The sequence below is a fragment of the Bacillus amyloliquefaciens DSM 7 = ATCC 23350 genome (assembly GCF_000196735.1).
In the GTDB taxonomy this organism is placed as follows: domain Bacteria; phylum Bacillota; class Bacilli; order Bacillales; family Bacillaceae; genus Bacillus; species Bacillus amyloliquefaciens.
On the sequence record NC_014551.1, the window covers coordinates 2,460,256 to 2,484,367 of the forward strand.

General features: G+C 45.6%; 25 protein-coding genes and 1 pseudogene. 1 reads left to right on the top strand and 25 read right to left on the bottom strand.

Translation table 11 applies throughout. The features are described 5' to 3' along the window. Nucleotides 1-2: 2 nt before the first annotated feature. From BAMF_RS32695 to rpsU, 25 genes and pseudogenes are all read right to left on the bottom strand, one after another. Nucleotides 3-1,124 (bottom strand): Nif3-like dinuclear metal center hexameric protein, encoded by a 1,122-nt coding sequence (locus BAMF_RS32695; RefSeq protein ID WP_013352908.1) that lies wholly within the window; start codon nt 1,122-1,124, stop codon nt 3-5. Beyond that, complete coding sequence (locus BAMF_RS32700; protein ID WP_088030688.1) at nt 1,117-1,821, bottom strand: tRNA (adenine(22)-N(1))-methyltransferase; 705 nt, start codon at nt 1,819-1,821, stop codon at nt 1,117-1,119. The genes BAMF_RS32695 and BAMF_RS32700 overlap by 8 nt, the downstream gene beginning before the upstream one ends. A gap of 125 nt (nt 1,822-1,946) precedes the next feature. Next, complete coding sequence (cccA, locus tag BAMF_RS32705) at nt 1,947-2,309, bottom strand: cytochrome c550 (protein WP_013352910.1); 363 nt, start codon at nt 2,307-2,309, stop codon at nt 1,947-1,949. Nucleotides 2,310-2,658: 349 nt separating this feature from the next. Continuing rightward, nucleotides 2,659-3,780, bottom strand: coding sequence for an RNA polymerase sigma factor RpoD (gene rpoD, locus BAMF_RS32710; RefSeq protein WP_013352911.1), 1,122 nt, complete (start codon nt 3,778-3,780; stop codon nt 2,659-2,661). Nucleotides 3,781-3,973: 193 nt separating this feature from the next. Then, a complete protein-coding gene (gene dnaG, locus BAMF_RS32715; RefSeq protein WP_013352912.1) occupies nt 3,974-5,785 on the bottom strand; it encodes a DNA primase in 1,812 nt (603 codons plus the stop codon). Nucleotides 5,786-5,806: 21 nt separating this feature from the next. After that, nucleotides 5,807-6,313: a YaiI/YqxD family protein gene (locus BAMF_RS32720; protein ID WP_013352913.1), complete on the bottom strand. Its 507-nt coding sequence runs from the start codon at nt 6,311-6,313 to the stop codon at nt 5,807-5,809. A 255-nt stretch (nt 6,314-6,568) separates the two neighbouring features. Continuing rightward, nucleotides 6,569-7,381: a pyruvate, water dikinase regulatory protein gene (locus BAMF_RS32725; RefSeq protein WP_013352914.1), complete on the bottom strand. Its 813-nt coding sequence runs from the start codon at nt 7,379-7,381 to the stop codon at nt 6,569-6,571. A 25-nt stretch (nt 7,382-7,406) separates the two neighbouring features. Then, nucleotides 7,407-8,045, bottom strand: a complete 639-nt coding sequence (ccpN, locus tag BAMF_RS32730) for a transcriptional regulator CcpN (RefSeq protein ID WP_014470676.1) — start codon at nt 8,043-8,045, stop codon at nt 7,407-7,409. A gap of 100 nt (nt 8,046-8,145) precedes the next feature. Beyond that, complete coding sequence (gene glyS / locus BAMF_RS32735) at nt 8,146-10,185, bottom strand: glycine--tRNA ligase subunit beta (RefSeq protein ID WP_013352916.1); 2,040 nt, start codon at nt 10,183-10,185, stop codon at nt 8,146-8,148. Then, nucleotides 10,178-11,065: a glycine--tRNA ligase subunit alpha gene (gene glyQ, locus BAMF_RS32740; RefSeq protein WP_013352917.1), complete on the bottom strand. Its 888-nt coding sequence runs from the start codon at nt 11,063-11,065 to the stop codon at nt 10,178-10,180. The genes glyS and glyQ overlap by 8 nt, the downstream gene beginning before the upstream one ends. Before the next feature lie 301 nt (nt 11,066-11,366). Beyond that, the gene (gene recO, locus BAMF_RS32745) at nt 11,367-12,134 is read right to left on the bottom strand and encodes a DNA repair protein RecO (RefSeq protein WP_013352918.1); all 768 of its coding nucleotides are present in this window, start codon (nt 12,132-12,134) and stop codon (nt 11,367-11,369) included. Nucleotides 12,135-12,170: 36 nt separating this feature from the next. Then, on the bottom strand, nt 12,171-12,314 hold the full coding sequence (locus tag BAMF_RS40850) for a YqzL family protein (RefSeq protein ID WP_007408286.1): 144 nt from the start codon (nt 12,312-12,314) through the stop codon (nt 12,171-12,173). Between the two features lie 154 nt (nt 12,315-12,468). Continuing rightward, nucleotides 12,469-13,374: a GTPase Era gene (gene era / locus BAMF_RS32750; protein ID WP_013352919.1), complete on the bottom strand. Its 906-nt coding sequence runs from the start codon at nt 13,372-13,374 to the stop codon at nt 12,469-12,471. Further along, on the bottom strand, nt 13,355-13,765 hold the full coding sequence (locus tag BAMF_RS32755; protein WP_013352920.1) for a cytidine deaminase: 411 nt from the start codon (nt 13,763-13,765) through the stop codon (nt 13,355-13,357). Before BAMF_RS32755 ends, era begins: the two co-directional genes overlap by 20 nt. Before the next feature lie 122 nt (nt 13,766-13,887). Then, entirely contained in the window at nt 13,888-14,262 is a 375-nt protein-coding gene (locus BAMF_RS32760; RefSeq protein ID WP_014470681.1) for a diacylglycerol kinase family protein, read from the bottom strand. Further along, a complete protein-coding gene (gene ybeY / locus BAMF_RS32765; RefSeq protein ID WP_013352922.1) occupies nt 14,243-14,716 on the bottom strand; it encodes an rRNA maturation RNase YbeY in 474 nt (157 codons plus the stop codon). Before ybeY ends, BAMF_RS32760 begins: the two co-directional genes overlap by 20 nt. After that, a complete protein-coding gene (locus BAMF_RS32770) occupies nt 14,717-16,849 on the bottom strand; it encodes an HD family phosphohydrolase (RefSeq protein WP_013352923.1) in 2,133 nt (710 codons plus the stop codon). Nucleotides 16,850-16,928: 79 nt separating this feature from the next. Then, nucleotides 16,929-17,888 (bottom strand): PhoH family protein, encoded by a 960-nt coding sequence (locus tag BAMF_RS32775; protein ID WP_013352924.1) that lies wholly within the window; start codon nt 17,886-17,888, stop codon nt 16,929-16,931. Then, nucleotides 17,864-19,082 (bottom strand): annotated as a pseudogene (yqfD, locus tag BAMF_RS32780) (sporulation protein YqfD). The gene BAMF_RS32775 and the pseudogene yqfD overlap by 25 nt, the downstream one beginning before the upstream one ends. A gap of 17 nt (nt 19,083-19,099) precedes the next feature. Next, nucleotides 19,100-19,381 (bottom strand): sporulation protein YqfC, encoded by a 282-nt coding sequence (gene yqfC / locus BAMF_RS32785; protein WP_003152966.1) that lies wholly within the window; start codon nt 19,379-19,381, stop codon nt 19,100-19,102. Between the two features lie 56 nt (nt 19,382-19,437). After that, nucleotides 19,438-19,872 carry a hypothetical protein gene (locus tag BAMF_RS32790; protein WP_013352926.1) on the bottom strand — a complete coding sequence of 145 codons (435 nt, stop codon included), beginning with the start codon at nt 19,870-19,872 and terminating at the stop codon, nt 19,438-19,440. 27 nt (nt 19,873-19,899) lie between these two features. Then, entirely contained in the window at nt 19,900-20,892 is a 993-nt protein-coding gene (floA, locus tag BAMF_RS32795) for a flotillin-like protein FloA (RefSeq protein ID WP_013352927.1), read from the bottom strand. Nucleotides 20,893-20,916: 24 nt separating this feature from the next. After that, complete coding sequence (locus BAMF_RS32800) at nt 20,917-22,233, bottom strand: NfeD family protein (RefSeq protein WP_013352928.1); 1,317 nt, start codon at nt 22,231-22,233, stop codon at nt 20,917-20,919. A gap of 121 nt (nt 22,234-22,354) precedes the next feature. Beyond that, nucleotides 22,355-22,801, bottom strand: a complete 447-nt coding sequence (locus BAMF_RS32805; RefSeq protein ID WP_007408278.1) for a GatB/YqeY domain-containing protein — start codon at nt 22,799-22,801, stop codon at nt 22,355-22,357. Between the two features lie 14 nt (nt 22,802-22,815). After that, nucleotides 22,816-22,989, bottom strand: coding sequence for a 30S ribosomal protein S21 (gene rpsU, locus BAMF_RS32810; RefSeq protein WP_003152957.1), 174 nt, complete (start codon nt 22,987-22,989; stop codon nt 22,816-22,818). A 171-nt stretch (nt 22,990-23,160) separates the two neighbouring features. On the opposite strand from rpsU, the gene BAMF_RS32815 reads away from it, so the two are divergent. Continuing rightward, nucleotides 23,161-24,087, top strand: coding sequence for a Na/Pi symporter (locus BAMF_RS32815; protein WP_013352929.1), 927 nt, complete (start codon nt 23,161-23,163; stop codon nt 24,085-24,087). Nucleotides 24,088-24,112 lie beyond the last annotated feature (25 nt).

The following is a 24,112-nucleotide window of genomic DNA, read 5'->3' on the forward strand; positions in this document are numbered from 1 at the left end:
TTTTATAAGAAGGCAAATGGATTTGTATCTGTTTCGGAAGCGAAAATACGCACGTCATAGTTTTTCTCTCCGGCCATTGCCGTAAGCTTCTCTGCTGTGCCTTTTCTCATGATCTTTTCAGCGTAATGCCCAGGATCCACGACGTTTAACCCCATCATCATCGCGTCATGCGCTACATGAAAATAAAGGTCGCCCGTCACATAAACATCTGCACCCTTCCGCTTTGCCTGATAAATATATTTATTTCCGTCTCCGCCAAGCACTGCGACTTTTTTCACCTTGCTGTTTCGCTCTCCGACCATCCGGACTCCGTTAACGTCAAACTTCTCTTTTACAAACAGCGCAAACTCTTCAAGCGTCATGTCCTGCTGAAGTTTTCCGATGCGGCCGAGCCCTTTTTCAAGCGGAGACTGCTCCACCGGATAAATATCATACGCCACCTCTTCATACGGATGGCTTTTTTTCAGCGCTTTTACGACGGCTTTCTCCATACTTGCCGGAAAAATGGTCTCAAGTCTCACTTCATGAACGAGTTCCAATTCTCCCGTCTGTCCGATAAACGGGTCCGCTCCGTCCAGAGGCTTAAAGCTGCCGATTCCCTCAGAAGAAAACGCGCAATGGCTGTAATTGCCGATATGTCCCGCTCCTGCATTGCCAAGTGCGGTTCTGACAGCTTCTTCATAGTCTTTCGGGACAAACACGGCAAGCTTTTTCAGCGGGTCCGAATATGTCGGGACGAGCACTTCCGTATCTGTCAGGCCGAGAGCTTCCGCAAGCAGATCGTTAACTCCGCCGTCCGCCACATCAAGATTCGTATGAGCCGCATATACGGCAATATCATGCTTTATACATTTCTCAATCAGTCTTCCGCCGGGCTGATCAGTGGTGATCTGTTTAAGCGGCCGAAAAATCGGCGGATGGTGAGCGATAATTAAGTCAACCTTTTTCTCAATAGCTTCATCCACCGTTTGTTCCAGAACATCCAGCGTCACCATGACGTTTTTCACCGGCTTATTCAATGTGCCGATCTGCAGACCGATTTTGTCTCCTTCCACCGCAAAAGCCTTCGGTGAAAATTGTTCAAACAGCTGGATGATTTCCTGTCCGTTTACATGTTTAGGCATGTCCGATTACCTCCTTCAGCAGAGAGATCCGCTCTTTCAGCTCAGCTAATTTTTCTTGGTTTTCATGCTTTGCGCTGCGGCTGATCTGTTCATAAATTTGTTCAGTATGCTTAAGTTCCTGGCTCCATTTCCGAAGAAACACTTCATTCTTCTCTTTTAACAAAAACGGACCGGCAAGCATTCCGGCAGCCATCGAGATGTCCCGATAAGGTGCATCACGGTCGCCGGTTTCCGCGACGAGTATTTCATAACACTTTCCGTCTTCTTCAAGGATCACTTCATCAATCAGTTCATAGCCTTCCTGATAAAGCCACTCTCTTATATGAACGGCATGAATATTCGGCTGCAGAATCAGCCGTTCACGCCCCGTCAGTTTTGTTTTTCCGGACTCCAAAATATGAGCGATCAGCGCTCCGCCCATGCCCGCAATTGTAATGGCGCCCGCTTCTCCCTTTTCAAGGACGCTCAGCCCGTCACCTTTCCTTACGGAGATAAGAGTGCTTAAGTCCAGTTTTTCCACCTGCTGTTTGGCGGATAGAAACGGCCCGTCTGTAATTTCACCGGCAATTGCGCGGCTCGCTAAATGATTCAAAACGGCATAGCAAGGAAGATACGCATGGTCTGACCCGATATCAGCAACCAGGGCACCCGGAGGGATATATTCCGCTACAGACTGCAATCTTTTAGATAACTTCATTTCATTCACAATATCACAACTTTTCTCAGGTTCTTTTTCCTTTACTATCATATAAAAAAACCGCCCGGAATCCAAGCGGCGGATAGAGTTTTTCATATGTCTTTTATATAGGGACCGGTAAAATTTTATTTAATCTTAGAAACCCATTTTGCCATGTCATCCAGCTTTTCGGCCGGAACAAGGCCTGCAGGCATCCCGTTGCCGCCCTTTTCAATTCTTGTTTTAATCGCAGCGACATCTTTTCTTTTGCCGACGCCTTTTAAGTTCGGCCCTGAGACACCTTCATAGTTTTCCCCGTGACAGGTGATGCAGTTCGCTTTATAAATTTCTTCAGGTGAAGCGTTTGCAGTTTCCTTTTCGGCATTTTTGCTTTCACCGCCGCTTGCGATCTGATGCGCATCTCCATTTCCTTTCACTGACAGAAAGAAAGTCAGCCCTATTCCCAGAACTGCAATGAGCAAAAAAGGAATCAGCGGATTCCACTTCATATCTCCATCCCCCTTTTTTCATTCTCCCCCTATGTAAACACTTCTAATTCTAACTTATTTTTACAAAATGTAAATGGTCTCATTAAGCCATTTCACTGATTTCACAATTTATACATAAAACAAAAATAACTGTTTTGTTTATCCAAAATTATCTTTATTCTATTGTATAATGAATTGTATACGCTTACAATAAGGAATATAAATAAACTTATCTCATTATCCCCCTTAAAAGGACATGCCGCATTTTTCCGAACTCATTTGCAAAACAAATGCTTATCCAGTAAAATAAAGGTATATTATCCATATATCTTATACATAAAAAAGAACGGATCAACAGACCCGTTCCATTCTATTCGAGAAAATCCTTCAGACGTTTGCTTCTGCTCGGATGTCTCAATTTGCGAAGCGCTTTTGCTTCAATTTGGCGAATACGCTCTCTCGTTACTCCAAACACTTTGCCGACTTCTTCCAGCGTTCTTGTGCGTCCGTCATCCAGACCGAAACGGAGACGCAGCACGTTTTCTTCACGATCCGTCAACGTATCCAGCACGTCTTCCAGCTGTTCTTTCAAAAGCTCATATGCCGCATGATCCGACGGAGACGTCGCTTCCTGGTCTTCGATGAAATCACCGAGATGTGAATCGTCTTCCTCACCGATCGGCGTTTCTAAAGAAACAGGCTCTTGGGCAATTTTTAATATTTCACGGACTTTTTCAGGCGTAAGATCCATGTCTTCAGCAATCTCTTCCGGTGTCGGCTCTCTGCCCAGATCCTGAAGAAGCTGACGCTGCACACGGATTAATTTGTTGATGGTTTCCACCATGTGAACAGGGATACGAATCGTTCTCGCCTGGTCAGCGATGGCGCGTGTAATCGCCTGTCTGATCCACCAAGTTGCATACGTACTGAATTTATATCCTTTACGGTAGTCAAACTTTTCGACGGCTTTCATGAGACCCATGTTTCCTTCTTGGATTAAGTCTAAGAAAAGCATGCCGCGGCCGACATACCGTTTAGCAATGCTGACAACTAAACGAAGGTTTGCTTCAGCCAATCTGCGTTTAGATTCCTCGTCACCCTCTTCAATTTTTTGAGCGTAGGTGATTTCTTCTTTAGCAGAAAGAAGATTTACCCGTCCGATTTCCTTGAGGTACATGCGGACTGGATCATTGATCTTTACGCCAGGCGGTACGCTGAGGTCATTAAGGTCAAATTCTTCTTCGGCTTTGGCAAGCTGTTGAATATTAGGATCTTCTGTTTCTTCATTTTCACTAATTAATTCAACACCTTGTTCTCCTAAAAATTCATAATACTCATCCATTTGGTCTGATTCAATTTCAAAGCTGGACATGCGTTCAGCAATTTCTTCATATGTTAAAACGCCACGTTTTTTTCCAGTTTCAGTCAGCTGGTCTTTTACCTGATCCAGTGTAAGTTCTGTTTCTGTCTCGTGGGTTTGTTTATCAGCCATTATGGATCCCTCCTTCCAAAGCTTGCAACGAATTCTAAAAGCGGTATGTTTCTTATCCGTCCCGGGAGCTTTCTTTCTTTTTCAGCATGCAGGGCAGCAGATAATAAATGACAATTCATGATGAGGTTAAGCGATCTATTTGCTCCTCCGCAAGGAATCATTGCCAATGAGAACGCGAGCCTCTTTTTTGATGTTATTTTAATGATCGGTTCAATGCGACAATTTCTTGAGCCAGAGACGCAGCTTTCACAAAGTCTTTCTGCCGCTCTGCATCCGCTCTTTCTGCTTCTTTTTCCTTTATCATTGACCATTTTCGGTGATCCAACACTTTTTTTACGTAATCGGATAACTCGGCCTCTGAGAGCTCCTCGTTCACTTGGAGCATCCCTATATCTGAAAGCAGCTGGCTGATTTCCTCATCCTGCATTCTCGCCATAAGATGCTGCGGCGTCATTTCAGCGCCCTCTTCATAAACAGCGTACAGATATGCTGCCAGCGCACGATGTCCGTCAATGTTAAATTCAAAGCCGACACGTTCAATCACTTTCTTGATGACGTTTCTGTCTCTCAGCATATGAGCGAGAAGAAGCCTTTCCGCATTCTCATAGGCGGGACGGAGACGGCGCCGTTTCGCTTTTGTCGTCACCCGGGCCCGTCTTGTCTGCGGTTCGGCGTTTTTGTCGCCGGGGGCGTTTTGTCTGGCATAGATGGAAAGCTGTTCGGTCAGAGATTCTACCGAAAGAGAAAATTCGGAGGCGAGCTGCTTCACATACATTTCCTGCTCAAGCGACCCGGAAAGTGCGCTGATTTCTTTCAGCACTTCTTTCATGTAAGCAAGCCGGTCTCCTTCATCAGATAAGTTTTTCCCTTTGCGGAAATATTGCATTTTAAAGGCCATGACCGTAACGCTTGCATCAATGATATCGGTCTTGAATTTTTCTCCGCCCCGGGTTCTGATATAATCATCAGGGTCAAGCCCGTCAGGCATCATGCATACTCTTACCTTACAATCAGCTTTCTGCAGCAGGCCGGCCGCTTTCAGCGTAGCCTCATACCCGGCTTTATCCGAATCGTAGCAGAGAATGACCTCCTGAACATTTCTTCTGAGGATTTTCACATGCTCTTCGGTGAGCGACGTCCCCATGGTGGCGATGCTTTCTTTTACGCCTGAGCTGACGGCGGATATGACATCCGCGAAGCCTTCAAACAGAACGGCTCTCTCCTCTTTCCTGATCGGCAGGCGCGCCTTATGGAAGTTATACAGCAGCTTAGATTTATGAAACAGCGGCGTTTCCGGACTGTTCATATATTTCGGCTGCTGGCTTCCGAGCGCCCTCCCTGAAAAAGCCGCCACGGCTCCGTGATGATCATGAATGGGAAACATAATTCTGTTTCTGAAACGGTCAAAATACCCGCTGCCGTCTTCCCTTCTGATCAACAGACCCGCTTTTTCCATCTGTTCTTCCTCAAAACCGCGCTTTTTCAAGAACTTCGTCATGAAATCCCAAGAATCCAGCGCGTAGCCGATTTCAAACTCATCTATGAGCTCTTTCGTAAAACCCCTTGATAAAAGGTAATCTAACGCTTCCTGGCCTTCCTTTGTATTCATTAGCAAATGATGGTAAAATTTCTTCAGGAGCTCGTGAGCTTCCGCCATCTTGTGCTCTCCGGAAGATTCCGGCCTGGATGCAGAGTGAATCGTTATATCATCAGGGAAATCAATCTGATATTTATCCGCAAGGTGAGAAACAGCTTCCGTAAATGAATAGCCTTCCATCTGCCGTAAAAAAGAGAAAACGTTCCCGCCCGCTCCGCACCCGAAGCAATGAAAGATCTGCTTATCGCTGGAGACGGAAAACGAGGGCGTGTTTTCACCGTGAAACGGGCAGAGCCCAAAGTAGTTGCGGCCTTGCTTTTTCAATTGGACATAATCACCTATGACTTCAACAATGTCTGCTGACTGCTGCACCTGATTAACTACTTCATCTGGTATGCGGTTTCCCATCTTATAACACTCCGTCGTACATTATTCGATGTTTTGATTTGAAATCCCTTCATCATTCGACAGGATTTTTTTAAGCAGGGTAACAAATCGATTCCGATCTTCTTTATTTAATTTTTTAGGTCCTTTGGAATGGATGCCGCTTCTTCTCATTTTGCCCGACATATGACGGCTCATCAGAGCGAAGTCAATCGTGTCTTCGGTATAAGAACGGCCCCTTTCCGATAAGACGGCAATATTTCTGTTCAGCAAAAGGGATGCCAAACCGATATCCTGCGTGACTACGATGTCTCCCGATCTCACATGGTTTGCGATATATAAATCTGCCGCTTCTTTATGAGGATCAACGTATATCCAGTTCTCGTTTTTGCTTCTGGAAAGCTGGTAGTGTTCAAATGATGCGACGAAAATAACCCGAACGCTGAATTGCGATGCAATGAGCAATATTTCCTCTTTTACGGGGCATGCGTCTGCATCGACAAAAATCGTCTTTTCTTTTTCATTTAGAAGACTAATTCTCCATCCCTCCATCAATCTCCTGCATAAAAACAAGCGAAATCGCATATGCTCCATGACTGCGGATCTATTTTTGTCTTTGTCGAAAAATTTCCGGGAGTTATTCTTGACATCTTACTCGTAATAGTTTATTCGTATCACACTAAGCTTAAACCTAAAAATAAACATTTTATCACAATTTTTTATTATAATACAAACTTCGCGAAGATGCCATCCTTTTTGTTTATTCCCTATTTGCATACCCAAAAACCCAGGATAAAGCGTCCTGAGTTATCGGCCCTTTGTTTTTAGATGATGAATGATGTTCGCTGTTTCCTCGACCGCTTTATTCGAAACATCAACGACTTGGCAGCCGATCCGGGCCACGATTTTCTCGAAATACTCCAGCTCTTCTTTAATTCTGTTGATGTTGGCGTAAATGGCTTTGTCGTTTAAGCCGAGAGATTTTAACCGTTCTTTTCGAATATGGTTCAGTTTATCAGGACTGATTTTTAAACCGATGCATTTTTTCGGATCAACGCTGAACAGTTCTTCCGGCGGATCGACTTCAGGAACGATCGGCACGTTGGCCACTTTCAGACGCTTATGGGCAAGATATTGAGATAATGGGGTTTTAGACGTTCTGGATACTCCGAGCAGGATGATATCGGCTTTTAAAATGCCTCTTGGGTCCCTGCCATCGTCATATTTGACGGCAAACTCGATCGCCTCGACCTTTTTGAAATAATCTTCATCAAGCTGGCGGACGCGGCCCGGTTCATATTTCGCCGTCAGACCGTAGGCCGTTTCCATTTTATCGATGAGCGGACCGATAATATCGTAATACAGCACATTCGCTTTTTCCGCTTGTTCAACTAAGTATTTGCGGATTTCAGGAACAACGAGCGTAAAACAAATAATGCCGCCGTCCGCTTTGGCGAGAGACACGACTTCATTGATGGTGCCGATATCTTCCACGTAAGGTATTCTTCTGATATGCGTATCATCGGCTGAGCCGTTAAACTGGCTGAGCGAGGCTTTTACAACGAGTTCGGCGGTTTCTCCGACTGAGTCTGATACTACGTAAATGATGCGATTGTCCATGTTATCCCCCCGTTAGTTTTCAAGCTTATATGATTTCATTTTCTGATAAACTGACAAGTATCTTGGTCATATTCGTTTTCGTAAACCGGCCGATGACCTCAAAGCCTTTATCCGTATCTTTAATAACGGGCAGGGCATCGATCTGTTTTTCAATTAAAAACTTGGCGATGTCCATCACATAATCGTCACGCCGGCAGACGGCGATATTCGGCATTCTTGTCATAATAATATGAACCGGTATTGAGGCAAGTTCCTGCTGGCCGATGCTCGCCCGCAGCAAATCTTTGCGTGACAGCACACCGACTAAGACAGCATCACGATCTACGACAAATAACGTGCCGACATCTTCTAAAAACATGGTGCAGATGGCATCGTATACCGAGACATTTTCATTGATGACGACAGGAATGGATTGAAAATCTTTCACTTGCAGCTTTTTCAGTTTATCGGCAAGCAGCTGATTTCCCGTTTTCCCCGTATAAAAATAACCGACCCGCGGACGGGCCTCTAAGAAGCCTGACATGGTGAGTATGGCCAAGTCCGGCCGCAGTGTGGCTCTCGTTAAATTGAGCTGTTCTGCAATATGCTCTCCGGTAATCGGGCCGTTTTCCTTTACAATTTGTAAAATTTGTTCTTGCCGTTTATTTAATTCGATCGTACTCACCACCTTTATGGAAGGGTTTATTTATCTATGTTTTTCATTCTGTGATGTTATGTAAAAGGGGAAAAGACGATTGCCGATCACACAGCAACCGTCTTTTTCTTTATTTTACAATAAGATGATTCATATTAGCAAAAGACTTGATCACATCTGCAAGAGCGGTCATTTGCGCTAAACGGTTGGTTTTTAATGCTTCATTGTCCGCATTTACCATCGTATGATTAAAGTAATCTTCGATCGGCTCCTTTAATCCGCTGAGCGCGGTAAGCGCCTGTTCATAGTTTTTGGAGGCAAAGCTTTCCGCGACGCTGTCTTTTGTCTTTTGATAAGCGTCAAACAGCTTTTTCTCCTGTTCATTTTCAAACAGATCCGGCTTGATATCGCGGCTCTCGCCTTTTTTGCTGATGGAGATGACCCGTCCCAGTGCCTCAGCGGTTTCTTTAAAGCCCGGTGTGCCGAGGTGTTTCTCAAGCACTCTTGCCTTATGAACAGCTGCATACGGCTCAAGGTCAGTGCTGTCCAGAACGGCTTCAATAACGTCATGACGGATGTCTTCAGCATTCAAGACGTATTTCAGACGCTGTGTAAAGAAATCGAGGAGCTCATTTTCTTTTTCCGTTTCTGTCAATGACAGCAGCTCTTTAAAAGAAATGCCCCAGTTGCGGTCGATCAGAATGGAAACGATGCCGCTTGCCTGACGGCGCAAACCGTACGGATCCTGAGAACCTGTCGGAATCACGTCGATGCTGAAGAAGGAGGCAATCGTGTCCAGTTTATCAGCTAACGCCACAACCGCGCCGGTAAAGGTTGAAGGCACGTCTCCCCCGGCCGCTCTCGGCATATAGTGCTCATTTACCGCGGCAGCGACGGCTTCATCTTCGCCGAGCATGCGCGCATATTTTTCTCCCATGACGCCTTGAAGCTCAGGGAACTCATAAATCATGTGTGTAACCAGGTCAAATTTAGAAATCTCGGCGGCGCGCTTGACAAGTTTTTGCGTCTGTTCATCAGCCTTCAGGCGGACGGCAAGTTTGCCCGCAATGGCGGCCGCTCTTCTCACTTTATCTCCAAGGGAGCCAAGCTCTTCATGGAAAACGATATTTTCCAGTTTCTTCACGTTTGCATCGATGTTCAGCTTTTGGTCTTCTTTGTAGAAGAACGCAGCATCTGAAAGTCTCGCTCTCAGCACCTTCTCGTTTCCGCGGGCAACATTTTCAATTGCATGGCTGTTCCCGTTTCTTACCGTAATAAAATGAGGCAGCAGATTCCCGTTTTCATCTTTTACCGGGAAGTAGCGCTGATGCTCTTTCATTGTTGTCACAAGCACTTCTTCAGGCAAAGAAAGAAACTCGGATTCAAAAGAGCCGTAAAGCGCTGTCGGATATTCCACAAGTTGATTGACTTCGTTAAGCAGATCCTCATCAATCGGAATATTCCATTTCTTATCGGCCGCAAGCGCGTCCAGCTGGCTTTGGATCATTTGTTTGCGTACTTTCGGATCAGCAATGACGTGCTGTTCTTTCAGCAGCTCTTCGTATGATGACGGTGCGTCAATAGATACTTCTTCACCGAGAAAGCGGTGTCCCTGTGTGTTCCGTCCCGTCCCTACATTTGTGATCTCAAACGGAATAACGTCTTTTCCGAAGAGAACTGCAATCCATTTGATCGGGCGGATATAGCGCAGGTCTTGTGTGCCCCAGCGCATGTTTTTAGGGAAATGCATTCCGGTAATCAGGTTTTCCAGCTGCGGTAAAAGTGTCTTCGTCTCTTGTCCAGCCTGGAATTTTTGGACGAAGACATATTCCGTGCCGTTTACGTCTTTTATATACAGGTCATCCACTCCGGCACCTTGGCCTTTGGAAAACCCGATAGCGGCTTTGGTCCAGTTCCCGTCAGCATCCAGAGCGATTTTTTTCGCCGGGCCTTTTGCTTCTTCCTGAATATCAGCCTGTTTTTCTGCTACGTCTTTTATATATACTGCCAGACGTCTCGGTGTATTAAAAAGTTTCACTTCGCCGTGAGCGATATTTTTTTCAGCCAGCCAGCCAGTCAGCTTTTCACCGAGCTGCACCATGCTGTCATGTAAAAAACGCGCCGGCATTTCCTCGAGTCCGATCTCTAAAAGCAAGTCTTGTTTACTCATGGGAAGAGCCCTCCTCTTTAAGCATTGGGAACCCTAATTTTTCCCGTTCTTCATAATACGTTTTTGCTACTTTTCTCGCTAAGTTGCGGACACGGCCGATATAACCCGTCCGCTCTGTCACCGAGATCGCGCCTTTTGCATCGAGCAGATTAAATGTGTGAGAGCATTTCAGCACATAATCATAGGCCGGATGCACAAGCCCGTTATCCATTTGTCTGATCGCTTCTTTTTCATACGTGCTGAACAAATGGAATAGCATATCCACATCTGATGTTTCAAAAGTATAAACGGAATGTTCATATTCAGCCATCATAAACAAATCCTTCACTGTAAATCCTGACGTCCATTCAAGATCAAAGACGTTTTCTTTATCCTGAATATAAGACGCAAGACGTTCAATGCCGTACGTGATCTCAACAGACACCGGTTTACATTCAATTCCGCCCACCTGCTGGAAGTACGTAAACTGGGTGATTTCCATCCCGTCAAGCCATACTTCCCAGCCGAGTCCCGCACAGCCTAAAGACGGGTTTTCCCAGTTGTCTTCTACGAAACGAATATCATGCTCGAGTGGGTTAATGCCGAGCGCGCGCAATGAATCTAGGTAAAGCTCTTGGATGTTATCAGGCGACGGCTTGATAATGACTTGGAATTGGTGATGCTGATAAAGCCTGTTCGGGTTTTCTCCGTATCGCCCATCCGCAGGCCGTCTGGACGGCTCAACGTAAGCTACTTTCCACGGCTCCGGCCCGATGCTCCGTAAAAATGTATACGGGCTCATTGTGCCTGCGCCTTTCTCCACATCATACGCCTGCATGAGCACACAGCCTTCACTCGACCAGTGCTTCTGCAAGGTTAAAATCATATCTTGAATGTTCATTTCAAGCACCTCCACTTTCTCCATTCTTTTACAAGTGCGGCGGCAATCAAAAAACTCCCGTCTCTATGCTTGCCAGCCGCAAACATAGGGACGAGAGTTCTCCCGCGGTTCCACCCTAGTTGCTGAGGATGTGAATCACTCAGCCTCTTTTTAAAGGGTTGCTCAAGAATGCCTTTCGTTGCGCGCTCATCCTTAGCTTACACTGTCCTAAGGTCGCTTATATGAGTTGGACGCAAGTACTTCTTTCTGTCACTGCAACATATTTTATAATAAATGATCATATAAAAAGATGGGCAGAATGTCAACTTTTGTTTTCATCCAAAAGGTGCTTCATGCTTTCCATCTGGTCTAAAAACCGTTTAGACTTTAAATAAAGCCCTGAATATTCCTCATAATACAGATCGATAACCCGTTTAAGTTCGTTTTTGGTTTCCTGTTTTAATGAGACGCTGCCGAGCCTTCCGATATCAAAGTAATAAAAAAGCCTTAGCAGCCTTGCCGTTTGCGGCGAAATCGGAACTTTGTACGGATCCTTTCCAAAGCAGCGGTGGCAGATAAAACCATTATCTCTTACCGAAAAATGAAACGTCCCGTCCCGGCTTTTGCAGTGGACACAATGATTCAGCTCCGGATACAGTCCCATGACGCCGAGCATTTTCATCTGAACGATGAAGGTGATCACGTCCGGGTCAGTCCCTTCATTCAGCCTCTTAAAGGATTCGAGAATCAATTCGAATAAATAGGGGTTCGGTTTCTTCTCTTCCGTTCCTTTGTCAGTAAGTTCAGCGATAAAAGCGGCATATGCCGTCAAAAACAAGTCTTCTCTGATCGTTCTCATGCTGAGAATCATTTCACCCTGCTGGAGCGTGCCGAGTCCGGATGTTCTTTGCATTAAAAATGACCCGTACAAAAACGGCTGGCTGACTGCTGACAGCCGGCTGGCTGACTTCCTGGCGCCTCTTGCCATAACGCCGATTTTGCCGTGTTCCCTCGTCAGCAATGTCACGATTTTATTCATCTCTCCGTAGTCATTCGTACGGAGCACGATTCCTTCACATTTTGTCAGCATTTCCGCACCTTCCAACAATGGGAGGGGCCAAGAGGTTTACAAAATTGGAAAATCAATTCGGGCTAGCTCATCTTCCGGTTCTTCGGGTCTTTCCAGGTTCTCTTTTTCCAGTTCTTTAAAAAGAAGGTACGTATCAACACTTCCTGTTTGAGAAAATACGTTCCAGGTAAAATTCAACACAAAAAACCCACCTTTCATCATTAAACTAGCTTGCCAATCCAAATTCTTACCCTTATCTTGACCTGATGTCCTCCTTTTCATGTTAAACAAATTTTGCTAACGAATCCCTGTTTCTGTGAGGTAATCCCACACCTCACGTATGGGCTGAAATCATTTAATATTCATCCTCTTTGAAACCGAAATCACGCAGCTGAGACATTTTATTCCGCCAGTCCTTCTGCACTTTTACCCATAGTTCCAGGTAAACGCGTGAGCCCAGCAGCGCTTCAATATCAGCCCGCGCTCTTTTGCCGATTTCTTTCAGAAGAGCTCCTTTTTTCCCGATGACGATTCCTTTTTGAGAATCCCGCTCGACCACAATGGTGGCGGCGACATGGATGGAGCCGTTTTCCTGTCCTTTAATGGACTCGATAGCGACAGCGATGCTGTGCGGCACTTCTTCCCTTGTAAGATGGAGCACCTTTTCTCTGATCAGTTCAGAAATAATAAACCGCTCTGGATGGTCAGTCACCTGATCACTCGGATAGAACTGAGGCCCTTCCGGTAAATACGCTTCAATCTGTGCGAGCAGGGTCTCGACGTTGTTTCCTTCCAAAGCTGAGATCGGCACGATTTCCTTAAACGGATAGCGCGTACGGTACTCATCAATTAAAAGAAGGAGCTGATCAGGGTGGATCTTATCAATTTTGTTTACGATCAGAAAAACGGGCGTGGACGTCTGTCCGAGCTTTTCAATGATAAACTCGTCGCCCTTTCCGTACCCTTCTTCGGCGTTGATCATAAATAACACCAAGTCAACTTCTTTCAGCGTGTTCTGCGCCACTTTCATCATAAAATCGCCAAGCTTGTGCTTCGGCTTGTGAATACCCGGTGTATCAATAAAAATGGTCTGCGATGTGCCTGTTGTCAGCACCCCTTGGACTTTATTTCTTGTCGTCTGGGGTTTGTCGCTCATGATGGCGATCTTTTGACCGATGACCCTGTTTAAAAAGGTAGACTTTCCTACGTTCGGTCTTCCGATGATAGATACAAATCCTGATTTAAAGCTTTCGTTCGTCATGTAAATCCTCCGATGAAAATGCGCCCGGCAATAATTCTTCCGCAGTCATTTCTTTTATTTGTCCTTGTAAGTTGGTCAGAACAACAAGCATATCCTTTGAACACAGCTCGGAAATCACTTGTCTGCAGGCTCCGCACGGCGAAACCGGTCCCGGAGTGTCCGCAGCCACGGCGAGCATCACAAATTCCGTATCCCCCTCGGAAACAGCTTTGAATATCGCCGTGCGTTCGGCACAGTTGCACATGCTGTATGCCGCATTTTCAATGTTGCAGCCTCTGTACACTTTTCCGTCTTTGGTAAGAAGAGCGGCTCCCACTCTGAAGTTTGAATACGGCACATACGCTGTGTCCCGCGCTTTTAATGCTTCTGCAATCAATTCTTGTCTGTTCATGTGTACTTATTCCTCTCTTACCTTTATCCTGTATGATACCGCTGTCACTTTTATTTTACATAATTATGATTGGTTTTTCACGCCCATTTTTGGCAATGTAAAATAATTGTAAGAATCTTCTGCTAACATATTTTCGGCAAGAAGATGAGTAAACCAATGATACACGAAATCACGGCAAAGACGCAAACGGCTCCGGCGGCCGCGTCTTTTGCCGCTTTTGCGAGCGGATGATACTGATCGGTAACTAAATCAACAACATGCTCTATCGCGGTATTTACAAGCTCCAGAGCAAGCATCCCGCCGATCAGCATCAAAACAACGGCCCATTCGGCCGTGCTGAGCCCGGTGAGAAAACCGCAAAGAATAACGGCGCAGGCCGCGATGATATGAAATTGAAAATTACGCTCTGAACGCGCCGTTTTCCAGATTCCCCTCCATGCATGGACAAAGCTTTTCAGGAACCTGCTCCACTCGTTTTTATGATCTCGTGAGTCCATACTCATCCAGCAAATCCTTTTGCTTTGAAAACATTTCTTCCTCTTCTTCTTTTGTCATGTGATCATAGCCAAGCAAATGCAAAAAGCCGTGGACAGCCAGAAAACCGAGCTCTCTCATAAACGAATGGCCGTACTCTTCGGCCTGCTCTTTCGTTCTGTCTGCGCTGATGATAATATCTCCTAAAACTGGCGGCATGTCGGCGCCCACGATTTCAACCTCGTCTTCGCCTTCTTCCTCAAGCGCAAACGAAATTACGTCAGTCGGAGTGTCTTTTCCCCGGTAGTCTCTGTTGATTTCTCTGATTTCATCATTTGTCACAATCGTAACCGATACTTCAGCCTGATCCTGAACGCCTTCTTTTTCCGCCGCAAATTGGAGCAGCTTCTCCACTTCCTGGAGCGCATCGGCTGAAACGCTGTTTGTTTCATCAACAATATCTATGAGTAAACCCATTTATTTCACCTTCTTCGTAGCCTCCGGATATTCAATCCGGGAGTGGAAAATTCCTTTTAAAGTCGCACATAGTGTTTTTGCGATCGTATCCAGCTCTCGGAATGTGAGATCACATTCTGAGAACTGCCCGTCCTGAAGCTTGTCGGATATAATCCCCCGCACCAGTTTTTCAATACGTTCGGGATTGGGATTATGCATGGAACGGACGGCGGCTTCGACACTGTCGGCCACTGAGATAATAGCCGCTTCTTTTGATTGCGGCTTCGGTCCCGGGTAGCGGAACTCTTTCTCTGTAATCTGGTCGCCTTTTTCTTTCGCTTTATAATAAAAGAATTTTAAAAGGGACGTTCCGTGATGCTGCTCCGCGATATCCACAAGCTCTTTCGGAAACTTGTAGCTTCTGAGCATATTCGCACCGTCTGTCGTATGTGCGATGATGATATTTTTGCTGAGCTGAGGAGACAGCTTATCATGCGGATTATCCATATTCATCTGATTTTCAATAAAATATTGCGGGCGTTTCGTTTTGCCGAGATCGTGATAATACGCTCCGACCCGTGCTAAAAGACCGTTCGCCCCTACAGCTTCACAGGCCGCCTCCGACAGATTTGCCACCATGACGCTGTGATGATATGTACCTGGTGTTTCCGTTAAAATCTTGCGAAGCAGGGGATGGTTCGGATTAGACAGTTCAATCAGCCTCATCGTTGAAAGAATCCCGAATCCCGTCTCAAAAAACGGCATCAGGCCGATAATCAAAACGGATGAAGCAAGCCCCGAGACGACCCCCATCAGCATCAGCGTTCCGATTTCAACAGGTGACAGCGCCGTATTTTGTATTAGCAAAAGCGACAGCACGATAATCATATTAATAAATGATACAAACAGTCCCGCCTGCAATATCTTTGATCTCGCGTTATGTTTTCCCAAAAACAGAATGCCTGAAATGCTGCTTATTAAATAGTAAATACCGATCACATAATTAAACGTTCCCGTCACGCCTTGATTAAACATCATACTGCCGCAAATCGCCAAAATGATGCTTCCTAAAATAGCGAGCCTTTCATTAAGCAGCAGCCTGAATAATATGGCGCCGGCGGCGATCGGAACTAAATAACCGATATTCGTGTATTCGATTTTTTGAAACAGGCTGACGACTTCCATTATGACAAGAATCAGCGTTGTAATAATGGAAAATAACAAAAGTGATTTATTTTTCAGCTTAAGTTCCTGCTGCTGTTTCTCAAAATAGTAGACAAGCGTAGCAATGAACAGACCGATCATCAGAAGGAGACCGCTGATCGGTTTTAACAGGTTGGAATTGTTCAAAAGTCCCGTTAATTCGAGCTTTCTGTATACTTCCCGATCGATCAGGTCATTCTCTTCAACAAGAACCTGTCCTTGTTTGATTTGAACCGGCTGGACACTGTCTGACGCTTCCTGGCGCTTTGCATCAGTCGCTTTCGGATCAAATACGTAATTCGGGATGACCGCATATTTTCCGATTTCAGTTGCCGCTGACAAATACTTTGACGGCACGGAAGCGCTTTTCAGCTCTTTTGCGACTTTTTCCTTCGCTTCCGCTAATTTTTCGGACGGTATCTCACTGCTCATCACCGTATTTACCGCAGTAATGACGGAATCTCTTACAAATGAGAAATCTTCATTGTTCGCATGGAGAAGCGATGTAATAGCATCTTCCGAGATGGATTCATTGACATCCTGTGTCAGCTTGCTTTTCACCGCTTTTACCAGCGATTTTTCCGAAGGTGACTTTTTGTCTTTATCCGCATCTTGTTTCACTTCACCGATGCTGTCAAAAATGGAAGTGATCAGGTCAAGCCGGTTGTCGGTATAGCCTTTTTTCAGAGTGTACTGATCTTCCACCGCATCTTCGGCCGCCTGTTTTTTCGCTTCCGTCGCCTGCTGGTCTTCCACGGTGGCGGGCGCGTAAATCGTCTTATCACTGACTGAAAACAAATCCAAATTAAGTGATTCAGGTTTTACATGAATAAAGAGCAAACCAAACATGATCGCTGAAAGCAGCAGATACAGCAGCACATGGGCTGAGCGGGCATGTCTGAAACTGCGGAACCGTTCCCGGGCGCCTTTACCCTTTCCCTTCTTTTTCAAAACAAGAACCTCCTCCCTGAAACATCAGGAACACATCATATAAAAATGACCCGATAACGGGAGATCGGGTCATTTTGCATTACTTTTGCTTATCATAAGCTTCAATAATTTTTGCAACAAGCGGATGTCTGACCACATCTGTCTGGTCAAGTTCAATCACGGAAATGCCGTTTATGTCCTTCAGCATATCCCTCGCTACTGCAAGTCCCGATGTGACGCCTTTCGGCAGGTCAATTTGGCTTACGTCGCCCGTAATGATCATTTTAGAGCCAAAACCCAATCTCGTCAAAAACATTTTCATTTGAGCGGGGGTGGTATTCTGGGCCTCATCAAGAATCACATACGCGTCGTCAAGCGTCCGCCCTCTCATATAGGCGAGCGGGGCGATTTCGATAACCCCTCTTTCCATAAGACGTTCCGTATGGTCGCTTCCGAGCACATCATGGAGCGCGTCATACAGCGGGCGCAGGTAAGGATCTACTTTTTCCTTTAAATCTCCGGGCAGAAAACCGAGGCTCTCGCCGGCTTCCACAGCGGGTCTTGTTAAAATGATTTTTTTAATGTGGCCGTTTTTTAAAGCATGCACCGCTTTTACGACCGCCAAATATGTTTTGCCGGTTCCCGCCGGCCCGATGCCGAACACCATGTCGTTTTTCTTCATCGCCGCGACATATTCTCTCTGGCCGAGGGTTTTGACACGGATCGGTTTGCCTTTTGCCGTTTTCGTTATTTCTTCTTCATACATGCTTTCAAAATAGTCCAGTTCATCTTTCTTTGCCATTTTCACGGCATACAGCACATCACGTTCCGAAATCTCGATCCCCTTGCGAATTAAAGTAAGGAGCGAGCCCAATAATCTGTCAGCAATCTCAAAAGACTCATCATTGCCGGAAACGTAAATGGTTTCACCGCGTGTGATGATGCTTACGCCCAGATCCTTCTCCATCAAATGTAAAAAGGCGTCTTGGCTGCCGAACAAAGAAAGTGCTTCGTCCGGGCTTTTCAGTTTGTGATTCATCGCAAGTAAATGTTCTGCCATTCTTTAGTCTCCCTGAACAATAGGTGTGGTTTGAACGATATCTTCTATAACTTGGTAGAGAATAATCAACTTTACTTTACCATTCTCAACGGATTGGTGCAAAACTTTTTCACTTTCCACCTCTCCGCTGCCGCTTAATCGCTTTTCTACGTCTTGCCTGCCCATTTTGATGCCGGCCTGAACCGCTTCGTCTTTTTTATAAGTCCGCACGGATGTTTCGCTTTCTCTTATATGTTCTTGGACGTAAGAAACAGGGAGCTTTAACCCCAGAAATTGAAACGGGTGCTTTTCTTCCTCGGTTTTCGGATGTTTCAGCGGCTCTTCATTAAACCCGAAGCCCCAAAAAGGCACGCCCCATGATCCGAAAGACAGCTTGTGCTTCGTCCTTACTTTACCCGTATATAGCGTAAATGATGTTTCAAGAGGCACGGTTACTTCAGACTTGTACCATGTTTCTCCGTAAATTTCCGCTTTTGAGGTGACTTTCTTCTGCTGCTCTTCATTACCGATCAGACCTGAGACAAGGAGCTGGCCTTTGTCAACATGATCGTTCACAAAAGCCATCGGCTGACCCTTTTGCACGAACATTCTTTTGATGACCGCTTTCTTTTTGGCAACAATATGGCGGGGGCTCAAGTATTTTTCTTTTGTCGGTTCATTTTTTTCGACCACTTTCATATGAAGGGCTGTCCCGTTCAATTCCACACCGACCCACGTAATATTTTCGATGCCGTTTGTTAATGATTTTTGAATTTTCTCCGGCGTCATCATTAAAAATTGCAAACGGCCTTTTTTCACACCGATTTCTTCAAGGTGCTTTACCATCTGATGCTCAGTTTCGGGCTTGGCCCCTTTAATATCGATTTCCCAAATCATGTTGGACAAAAGGAACAATATAATGAAAAAAATCACAAACCCCGCGGTAAAGCCTATGTTTAATTTAGATTTGAGAAGCAGAAAGGGCAGGCCCTTTCTTTTTGTAAAGCTTGCTTTGCATTCATGGTTTCTGATGACTCTTCTGAAAGCATGTACATCCTGAAGCTGAATCATAAGCATTACACAGTCTTGCTTTTTTTTCACCGCAAAGATAGCAATTCCGTTTCTTGTACATTCATTAAGCAGCCGTTCAATTCCTTTTCCTTTGACTTCCATTTGGACTTTACCCGAAAAAAATGACAGCCATTTGTTTTTCACATTATTTCCCCCCGGCTTTATGAATCGACATATCGTACGTGATCTATCGTGCCTTCCAAAAGAATTTCCTCAGGAAGGATTGCCTTAATGACCAAGTTTTTTCCTGATATGATACATTGCCCCTGCTTGAGCATCAGCCTGACTTCTTCTTCGCTGAACAGCAAGAGGCCTCTGTGATTCTCTATGTAGATATGAAGTCTGCCGACCATCGTAATACGAGGCAGATCCATCATAACGTCCGGGGGAATTTCCAATGCTCTTGTCAGCCATGCCTTTACACGATTCTTTCTTTGCCCCATAAAAAAAGAACCCCCTTTCATCTCATATGTATGATTAGAAAAGGGGTTCTAACACTTTATTTTTTACGGATGCTCCGCATGGTCCGGTGAGGTTTTTTCGCACGGGGCGGGCCTAAAATCTCACTGAATATGATGCCTTGCACCGCAGTTTCTTTCTTTATTTTGAGGGCTGGTTTCTTCAGAGTCGTATTTCGTTGGCGTGCAGATGTCAGCAGATGTTCAAGCCCATTGAACATCTGCTCTGTCTCCGCAAGCCGCTTTTCAGCTTCCCTTCTTTTTTTCTCAAAAGGGTTCTCTTCTGAAACGGCAGGCATTTCTTCCGCTTCCGGCTTGTGCTCTTTATGCGGCTGTTTGTGCTCCTGCTTTTTTGCCTGATTCTCGGGACGTGTGCCCGGCGGACGTTTTTCATCTTTGTTTTTCTTGCCGAATATTGCCGATATAATGCCGATGACGGCGGCAATGACGAGCGGATTTGTCAGAATCTCGTGCATATAGCGGCTCCCTCCTTAATAGAGAGGTTATTGTTGGTCTTCATCTTGCTGGTCATTCGTCAGCTTGCCGATAGAATCCCTCATGTCCGTGTCAGCGTCGATATTTTTTATGTTCATATAATCCATGACACCGATGTTGCCTTCACGCAATGCTTCAGCCATCGCAAGCGGAACTTCCGCTTCGGCTTCCACGACTTTCGCACGCATTTCTTCTACGCGTGCGCGCATTTCCTGCTCTTGGGCGACGGCCATGGCGCGGCGCTCTTCCGCTTTGGCCTGCGCAATGTTTTTGTCTGCTTCTGCCTGATCTGTCTGAAGAATCGCTCCGATGTTTTTACCGATATCAACGTCGGCGATGTCAATCGAGAGAATTTCAAATGCAGTGCCTGAATCCAGCCCTTTGCCAAGGACGGTCTGTGAAATCATATCAGGGTTTTCAAGCACTTTTTTATGATTATTCGAGGAACCGATTGTCGAGACAATCCCTTCTCCGACACGGGCGACAACCGTCTCTTCTCCCGCTCCCCCGACAAGACGGTCGATATTGGCTCTTACCGTGATTCTGGCTTTTGCTTTTACTTCAATTCCGTCCATGGCGACACCCGCGATAAACGGTGTTTCAATAACCTTCGGATTTACGCTCATCTGTACGGCTTCCAATACGTCGCGCCCGGCCAGGTCAATGGCTGCGCATCGCTCGAATGACAGCTCAATATTGGCGCGCTGTGCCGCAATCAGGGCATTAACCACCCTGTCGACATTACCTCCGGCCAGATAGTGGCTTTCGAGCTGATTTGTTGTAGCGGCTAGGCCTGCTTTATGCGCTTTGATTAACGGATTGACAACGCGGCTTGGTATAACGCGGCGCAGCCTCATCCCGACCAAAGTGAAAATACTGATTCTGACTCCTGCTGCAAGCGCCGAAATCCATAGCATCACCGGTACAAAGGTGAAGAATATGGCTAACACAATAATGGCAGCTGCAACTAATGCTAAAATCGCCAAACTTGACAGTTCCATCTAATTCCTCCTCAAGGTTATCATCTATATTTCTCTCACGACAATGCGTGAGCCTTCCACTTTCACTACTTTCACCTGTCTGTCTTTTTCAGTGAATGACCCTTCCGAAACAACATCCAGACGTTCATCATCAATAATGACGGTGCCTGACGGTCTGAGGGCTGTAGCGGTAACGCCGACTTTCCCCAATAGCTCCGTCCGGTTCTGATTTGAGACATAACCGCTCTCCGTGCTTGTTGAATCAGTTAATATCAATTTCTTAAAGAATTTCATCCGTTTCCCCAACACCCTTGTTAATATGATAAAGGCTGTAATAGACACAGCAAAGGCGATCAAGAGAGAAACCGCCATTACAGTAAAGCTGCCCGCAGCGAGAAAGAGACTTGCGATGACGCCCGCAATCCCGATAAGGCCGATTATACCCCCGGGCAGAAAAATCTCTAAAAGGATAAACACCAAGCCCGCGCAAAATAAGAATATACTGTCATAGCCGGCAAATCCGGCTGCGATATGGCCGGCGAAAAACAGCAGCAAGGCTGTCAGTCCGACGGCACCCGGTATTCCGAGGCCCGGCGAAAACAATTCAATGGTCAAACCAAGCAAAGCAAGCGTTAATAAGACGGGGACAACAAACGGATTCGTCAGCCATCTGCTTAATTTGCCGACAAAACCCTCTTTTGCATGATGAACATCCGATTTATCAAAACCGAGCTTTGTATATAAAGCATCAAGGTTTGAAACCGTACCCTCCGAATATCCGACTTCCTTGGCTTTTTCAGCTGTCAGTGTCAGCAGCTTTCCCTTAGGAGCCCCCGCTTCTTTTGCATTGATGGCGGGGTCTGCCATGGCCAGGGCGTATTTCGGATTTCGGTTGTTTTTAGCCGCTGCGTCCTCCATTTCTGCATGCCACAGCGATTGGGCCTTTTTGTCTGCCGCGTTTCCTTTTCCGTCGATGATGGCTGCGGCACCCATTTTTCCGCCCGGCGCCATATAGATTTCATCTGCCTGAAGCGCTATATAAGCTCCGGCAGAAAGCGCCCGTTTATTCACGTAAGCGGTAACAGGCACATCCGAACCGCCGATGATATCTGCAATATCCAAGGCTGATTGAACGGCTCCTCCCGGTGTATTGATGTCAAGGATAATGTGTGACGCACCGGATTCCTTCGCATCTTTGAAAGAACGCGATAAAAACGAGGCGAGCCCCTGTTCGACATTTTTCTCAACCGGGATGACATACACCGATGGATGATCAGCTTTTGCGTTCAACTGAACCCCTAATAAAGATAATACAAATAAGCCAAATAGAGCAACAGCAATTCCGGTTTTTTTTCGGAACAAGGCAAATATACCCTCCTTCCTGCTTCATTCTTCTTTATATACGTAACAAATGTACTTTAGTTTCATTTTTTTATGTATAAAAAAAGACATCTCTCCAGGAAAGATGTCTTTTTCTTGTCAATTAGGATAATTGACTGCTGACAAGTCTGTTAATCACACTGCCGTCAGCTTTACCTTTTACTTTAGGCATAATAGCACTCATCACTTTGCCCATGTCCGCTTTAGAGCTCGCACCGACTTCAGCGATGGTTTCATTTACGATTGTCTGCAGCTCTTCTTCAGAAAGCTGCTTCGGTAAATAAACTTCTAAAATGTCCAGCTCTTTTTGAACTTTATCTACTAAATCTAAACGATTAGCGTTTGAAAATTCATGGAGGGAGTCTTTACGTTGCTTAAGTTCACGAGATAGGACAGTAAGTTCCTCATCCTCGGTCAAACTGTCTTTCTTAAGCTTAATTGCTTCGTTTTGAAGTGAAGCTTTCACCATTCGAACGACAGTCAGTTTGTCTTTCTCACGGCTTTTCATATACAGCTTCATATCTTGGTTAAGTCGCTCAAGAAGACTCATAAATCCACCCTCTTTTAGAATTTGCGTTTTCTAGCAGCTTCTGACTTTTTCTTGCGCTTTACGCTAGGTTTTTCATAAAATTCGCGCTTTCTTGCTTCTTGCAAAGTACCTGTCTTTGATACACTGCGTTTGAAGCGACGAAGAGCATCTTCAAGCGATTCGTTTTTTCTAACGACCGTTTTTGACATTCTCTTTCCCTCCCTCCGAATACACCAATCGACTACCTTTAAAAAGATACACATATAAACATGTACTTTGACATTATAATATAAGCCATCAGTCAGGTCAACTAAGTGAGTTCACTTTTCCGGCATGAAACAGGTGGCTTGTCTATATAATGACGGAAAGGGGTGTTTCGTTTGCTGATACTGATTCTTTTCACTGCACTTATCCTGATTTTTTTACTCGGAATGAGCCTGCTCAGACAGGGACTGATCGCATTAACGTATTCAAAAATTGAGAAGAGCCTGCTCTTGTTTACCGACCACCCGTTGAAAGCTTTTCTCATTAGCATCGTATTCACGGGTTTTCTTCAGAGCAGCTCAGCCTTTATGGTCATTGTTATCGGCTTTGTCAGTGCAGGCGCTTTACCTTTTAAACGGACGATTCCGATGATTCTCGGCACGAATGTCGGCTCCACATTTACGACGGAATTTTTGGCCATAAAAATGGATGTGCTCATTTGGGTTCTTTTTATCGGCGGCCTTGTGCTGATTCTCATCCGTAAATACCCGTTCAGGCAGATCGGCATAAGCTTCCTCGGTCTCGGCATCATCTTTTTTTGCATCACATGCTTCAGCCGTCTTGCCGTTCCGCTGACAGAAATGAAGGCGGGAGCGGAGGTATTGCGCCATGTAAATGATTCAAGCTGGTCCGCTCTTTTTATCGGCATGATATTGACTGCAATCATTCATTCAAGCTCCGTCTGCATCGGCATTTTAATGAGCTTTATGAACGAAGGGATGATCGGCATTGATCAGGCGGTCAGCGTCGTTTTGGGATCTAATATCGGGACATGCGTCACGGCCGTCATGGCTGCTGTTTCAGGCGGCTATGCCGCCAGACAGACCGCCGGCGCTCACGTTGTCTTTAATATTCTCGGCGTACTCCTCGTGTTTCCCTTCCTGTCCGCAACAGCGGATTTTACGGAGCGGCTGTCTGACGATCCCGCGCAAAAGATCGCGCATTTCAGCCTTTTGTTTAATGTTGTCACCGCCTTATTGTTTCTCCCGTTCACTCATTTGTTTTACCGGCTGATTGACAGGCTGATCCCTGCGAAACCGTAAAAAAACCGATGCGCGAGGGCATCGG

What these genes read in the sequence shown, in the direction of transcription:
- BAMF_RS32755 (WP_013352920.1), bottom strand. Translation starts at nt 13,765, where the DNA reads ATGAACAGACAAGAATTGATTGCAGAAGCATTAAAAGCGCGGGACACA.
- glyQ (WP_013352917.1), bottom strand. Translation starts at nt 11,065, where the DNA reads ATGAACATTCAAGATATGATTTTAACCTTGCAGAAGCACTGGTCGAGT.
- recO (WP_013352918.1), bottom strand. Translation starts at nt 12,134, where the DNA reads ATGCTGACAAAATGTGAAGGAATCGTGCTCCGTACGAATGACTACGGA.
- BAMF_RS32695 (WP_013352908.1), bottom strand. Translation starts at nt 1,124, where the DNA reads ATGCCTAAACATGTAAACGGACAGGAAATCATCCAGCTGTTTGAACAA.
- yqfC (WP_003152966.1), bottom strand. Translation starts at nt 19,381, where the DNA reads ATGGGGCAAAGAAAGAATCGTGTAAAGGCATGGCTGACAAGAGCATTG.
- ybeY (WP_013352922.1), bottom strand. Translation starts at nt 14,716, where the DNA reads ATGGGTTTACTCATAGATATTGTTGATGAAACAAACAGCGTTTCAGCC.
- BAMF_RS32700 (WP_088030688.1), bottom strand. Translation starts at nt 1,821, where the DNA reads ATGAAGTTATCTAAAAGATTGCAGTCTGTAGCGGAATATATCCCTCCG.
- dnaG (WP_013352912.1), bottom strand. Translation starts at nt 5,785, where the DNA reads ATGGGAAACCGCATACCAGATGAAGTAGTTAATCAGGTGCAGCAGTCA.
- BAMF_RS32720 (WP_013352913.1), bottom strand. Translation starts at nt 6,313, where the DNA reads ATGGAGGGATGGAGAATTAGTCTTCTAAATGAAAAAGAAAAGACGATT.
- cccA (WP_013352910.1), bottom strand. Translation starts at nt 2,309, where the DNA reads ATGAAGTGGAATCCGCTGATTCCTTTTTTGCTCATTGCAGTTCTGGGA.
- BAMF_RS32725 (WP_013352914.1), bottom strand. Translation starts at nt 7,381, where the DNA reads ATGGACAATCGCATCATTTACGTAGTATCAGACTCAGTCGGAGAAACC.
- glyS (WP_013352916.1), bottom strand. Translation starts at nt 10,185, where the DNA reads ATGAGTAAACAAGACTTGCTTTTAGAGATCGGACTCGAGGAAATGCCG.
- floA (WP_013352927.1), bottom strand. Translation starts at nt 20,892, where the DNA reads ATGGAACTGTCAAGTTTGGCGATTTTAGCATTAGTTGCAGCTGCCATT.
- BAMF_RS32790 (WP_013352926.1), bottom strand. Translation starts at nt 19,872, where the DNA reads ATGCACGAGATTCTGACAAATCCGCTCGTCATTGCCGCCGTCATCGGC.
- BAMF_RS32775 (WP_013352924.1), bottom strand. Translation starts at nt 17,888, where the DNA reads ATGGCAGAACATTTACTTGCGATGAATCACAAACTGAAAAGCCCGGAC.
- rpoD (WP_013352911.1), bottom strand. Translation starts at nt 3,780, where the DNA reads ATGGCTGATAAACAAACCCACGAGACAGAAACAGAACTTACACTGGAT.
- BAMF_RS32760 (WP_014470681.1), bottom strand. Translation starts at nt 14,262, where the DNA reads ATGGACTCACGAGATCATAAAAACGAGTGGAGCAGGTTCCTGAAAAGC.
- BAMF_RS32805 (WP_007408278.1), bottom strand. Translation starts at nt 22,801, where the DNA reads ATGAGTCTTCTTGAGCGACTTAACCAAGATATGAAGCTGTATATGAAA.
- era (WP_013352919.1), bottom strand. Translation starts at nt 13,374, where the DNA reads ATGACGAACGAAAGCTTTAAATCAGGATTTGTATCTATCATCGGAAGA.
- rpsU (WP_003152957.1), bottom strand. Translation starts at nt 22,989, where the DNA reads ATGTCAAAAACGGTCGTTAGAAAAAACGAATCGCTTGAAGATGCTCTT.